The 3,085-nt window shown below is 68.5% G+C and carries 4 protein-coding genes; all 4 read right to left on the reverse strand.

Annotation, left to right across the window (positions count from 1 at the left end; translation table 11 throughout):
* Positions 1-183: 183 nt before the first annotated feature.
* Positions 184-1,569 (reverse strand): TolC family outer membrane protein, encoded by a 1,386-nt coding sequence (locus tag JHD63_RS22125; RefSeq protein ID WP_198972943.1) that lies wholly within the window; start codon positions 1,567-1,569, stop codon positions 184-186.
* A 39-nt stretch (positions 1,570-1,608) separates the two neighbouring features.
* Entirely contained in the window at positions 1,609-1,962 is a 354-nt protein-coding gene (locus tag JHD63_RS22130) for a rhodanese-like domain-containing protein (RefSeq protein ID WP_198972944.1), read from the reverse strand.
* On the reverse strand, positions 1,962-2,651 hold the full coding sequence (locus JHD63_RS22135; RefSeq protein ID WP_198972945.1) for a protein-L-isoaspartate O-methyltransferase family protein: 690 nt from the start codon (positions 2,649-2,651) through the stop codon (positions 1,962-1,964). The genes JHD63_RS22130 and JHD63_RS22135 overlap by 1 nt, the downstream gene beginning before the upstream one ends.
* Positions 2,652-2,689: 38 nt before the next feature.
* Positions 2,690-3,085 (reverse strand): TetR-like C-terminal domain-containing protein (locus JHD63_RS22140; protein ID WP_198972946.1); only part of this gene is annotated, 396 nt, incomplete at its 5' end.

A 3,085-nucleotide genomic window follows, 5' to 3' on the forward strand; every position in this document is an offset into this window, starting at 1 on the left:
ACCAGCCGCACCGCCTCTTGCTTGAATTCGAGCGTGTAGCGCGCTCTCGTCGTCTTCCTCATTTACGTCTTCCTTGCTTGTATTGAAACACTCAGCAAGGGATACGTTTTTCGAGGGCAAGGTCAGTGCGACATCGTCTTGCTTTGAGTGGAGACCTCGACTGCATGCCGCTTTGGAGCGCTTTTATCTTGGAGCGCAAGCCGTGTCAGATGGTTTCTGCTCTGCCGAAGGGCAGGGCGCGGAAGCCAGCAGCGCGTTGATGTTGTAGAGGTCCTGAGGCGCAAGCGTGCCGGCGGCCTGGCGCAGCCGCAGGCTCGTCAGCAGCAGGTTGTAGCGGGCCTGGGCGAGGTCGCGCTTGGTCTGGTAGAGCTGGCTCTGTGCGTTGAGCACGTCGATGTTGATGCGCACGCCCACCTGGTAGCCGAGCTGGTTGGCCTCGAGCGCGCTTTGACTGGACGCCTCGGCCGTTTCGAGCGCCTTGACCTGACCGGCGCTTGAGACTGCGCCGAAGAACAGGGCGCGCGTGGATTGCGCGACGTTGCGTAGCGCGGTGTCCAGGTCGGCGCGGGCCTTGTCTTCGAGTGAGAGCGTCTCGCGCACGCGGTTCTGTATCGAGTATCCGGCAAAGATCGGCATGTTGAGCTGCACCCCGATACTGCCGCCGTTGGCGCTGAAATGCGCCGGCACGGTGGTGGTGCCGTTGGGGTAGCGCGCGGCGCTGTAGCCGGCCTGCAGGTCCACCGTGGGCAGGTGGGCGGCTTCGGCCTTCTTCACGTCGAGCCGGGCCACTTCGAGCGCCAGCCGCGCCTGGCGTACCGAGGGCTGGGTGGTCTGCGCCTGCTCCACCCAGCGCTCCAGCGCCTGCGGCTGCAAATCCGCCAGTGTGCCGGTGGCGGTGAGGGGCTGCGGCACGATGCCGGCGCGGCCGGCCAACTGGTCGAGCGCCAGGCGCTTGACCTGCAGGTCGTTCTCGGTGGCGATCTCCTGCGCCGCCACCAGGTCGTAGCGGGCCTGCGCCTCGCGCGCGTCGGTGATGGTGGCCGTGCCCACGTCGAAATTGCGCTTGGCCGAGGCCAATTGCTCAGCCACGGCGGCCTTCTGCGCTTGCACGAAGGCCAGTGTGTCCTGCGCGCCCAGGACGTCGAAATAGGCCTGGCTGGTGCGCACCAGCAGGTCCTGCGCGGCCGCGTCGAGCGCGGCGCGGTAGACCTCCACCTGGCGCTGCCCCTGCGTGTAGCTGATGGCATTGGCCGGCCGGTACAGCGGCTGGGTGGCGCTGATGCCCGCGGTCTGCGAGACGACGTTGTAGTCGGTGCTTGGCAGTCCGCGCACCCGCACGTCGGTCGGCGCGCGCGAGACGCCCAGTTGCAGGCCGACCTGCGGTAGCAGTCCGGCACGCAACTGCTGCGCCCGGCTCTCGGCCGCGTCGTAGGCGGCCTGCGCCGACTGGAACGCCGCGTCATAGGCCCGCGCCGCGTCATAGACCTCTATCAGGCTTTGCGCGGAGGCGCTGTGAAGGCCGACGGTCGCGAGGGCAAGGGTCAGGGCAAGCGTGCGCAATGGCGTCATGGGAGAGGGCGTGGCGTTGAACGAAAGGATGCGGCGAGTTCAGTAGCGTGGGACGCTGGTGTCGCGCTCCAGCGACCAGGCATCGATGCCGCCCGCGATATTGGCCACCTGCTCGAACTGCTGATGCGCCAGGAAGGCCGCCACGCGCTGGCTGCGCGCGCCGTGGTGGCACAGGCAGGCCACGGGCGTGGCCGGGTCCAGTTCGGCGAGGCGGCGCGGGATCTCGTTCATGGGTACGGCCACCACGCGGAAGCCGGGCGCCGGGCGGATGCTGGCGGTCTGCAACTCCCAGGGCTCGCGCACGTCGAGCACCACCGGAGCGGCACTGCCGCAGGCGGCCATCCAGGCGTCGAATTCGGACGGCCGGACCTGAGGAATGAACGTGGGGGGCATCAGAAGTTGAAGTGGGAAGGCTCGGGGAAGTTCTTCAGTCGCTGCACCACCACGTCCCACGGTTCCGTGGTCTGGAACTGGGCTTCACCGGTGCGCGTGATGAACTGGGCGCGCATCATCGGCTCGCTGCCGACCACCGCGGCCAGGCGCCCGCCCACCTTGAGCTGGGCCAGCAGCGACTGCGGCACCTGGGCCACCGAGCCGCTGAGCACGATGACGTCGAACGGGCCGCCGGCCGCCGCGCCCTGGGCGCCATCGGCCTGGCGCACCTCGACATTGGCGATGCCGGCGCGCTGCAGGTTGCTGCGGGCCAGTTCGGCGAGGACGGGCTCGATCTCCAGCGTCACCACGTGCGCGGCGCGGCGCGCGAGCAGCGCGGCCATGTAGCCGGAGCCGGCTCCGATCTCCAGCACACGGTCCTGCGGCTGCACGTGCAGGTCCTGCAGCATGCGGGCTTCCACGCGCGGCGCCAGCATGCACTGGCCTTGCGGCAGCGGCACTTCCATGTCGACGAAGGCCAGCGCGCGGTAGGCCTCGGGCACGAAGTCCTCGCGGCGCATCACGGCCAGCAGGTCCAGGATGTCGTTGTCGGACACGTCCCAGGGACGGATCTGCTGCTCGATCATGTTGAAGCGCGACTGGTCCGTCGTGCTGGCGTCGGTGAAGGGGGTGTTCAGAGGCAGGGTCATCGGAGGCTTTCGGTGGCGTCAGGGCAAACCCGCTGATTCTAGGACGCGTCCCTGGAGCAGCCCGGCGTCGCCAGCCCGTGCAGCAGCAGGTCGACCTGCGTGCGCAGGAAGCGCTCGGGCTCGAAATCCGCGCGGCCGTCGCCACCCTGCGGATGCAGCATGAGAAACGCCAGCGGCGCCTTCAGCGCACAGGCGGCGTAGTCGACATCCACCGGACGGAATTCGCCGCGGTCGATGCCGCGCTGGACGATGCGCGCCAGCAGGGCGGTGCCCGGCGCCTCCACCTCCTGCTGGTAGAACTCGGCCAGCTCAGGGAAGTTGCCGGCCTCGGCCTCCATGAGCTTGCAGATGCCGGCCATCTTGGTGCTGCCGACCAGCCTCCACCATTCCTGCAGGGCATAGGCCAGCATCTCGGCGGTGGTATCGGTGAAGCA

It is taken from the genome of Xylophilus sp. ASV27 (genome assembly GCF_016428875.1).
Lineage (GTDB): Bacteria > Pseudomonadota > Gammaproteobacteria > Burkholderiales > Burkholderiaceae_C > Xylophilus.

Bases quoted from the DNA above. Each gene is read 5' to 3' on its own strand.
- JHD63_RS22130 (WP_198972944.1), bottom strand. From the start codon at position 1,962: ATGCCCCCCACGTTCATTCCTCAGGTCCGGCCGTCCGAATTCGACGCC.
- JHD63_RS22125 (WP_198972943.1), bottom strand. From the start codon at position 1,569: ATGACGCCATTGCGCACGCTTGCCCTGACCCTTGCCCTCGCGACCGTC.
- JHD63_RS22135 (WP_198972945.1), bottom strand. From the start codon at position 2,651: ATGACCCTGCCTCTGAACACCCCCTTCACCGACGCCAGCACGACGGAC.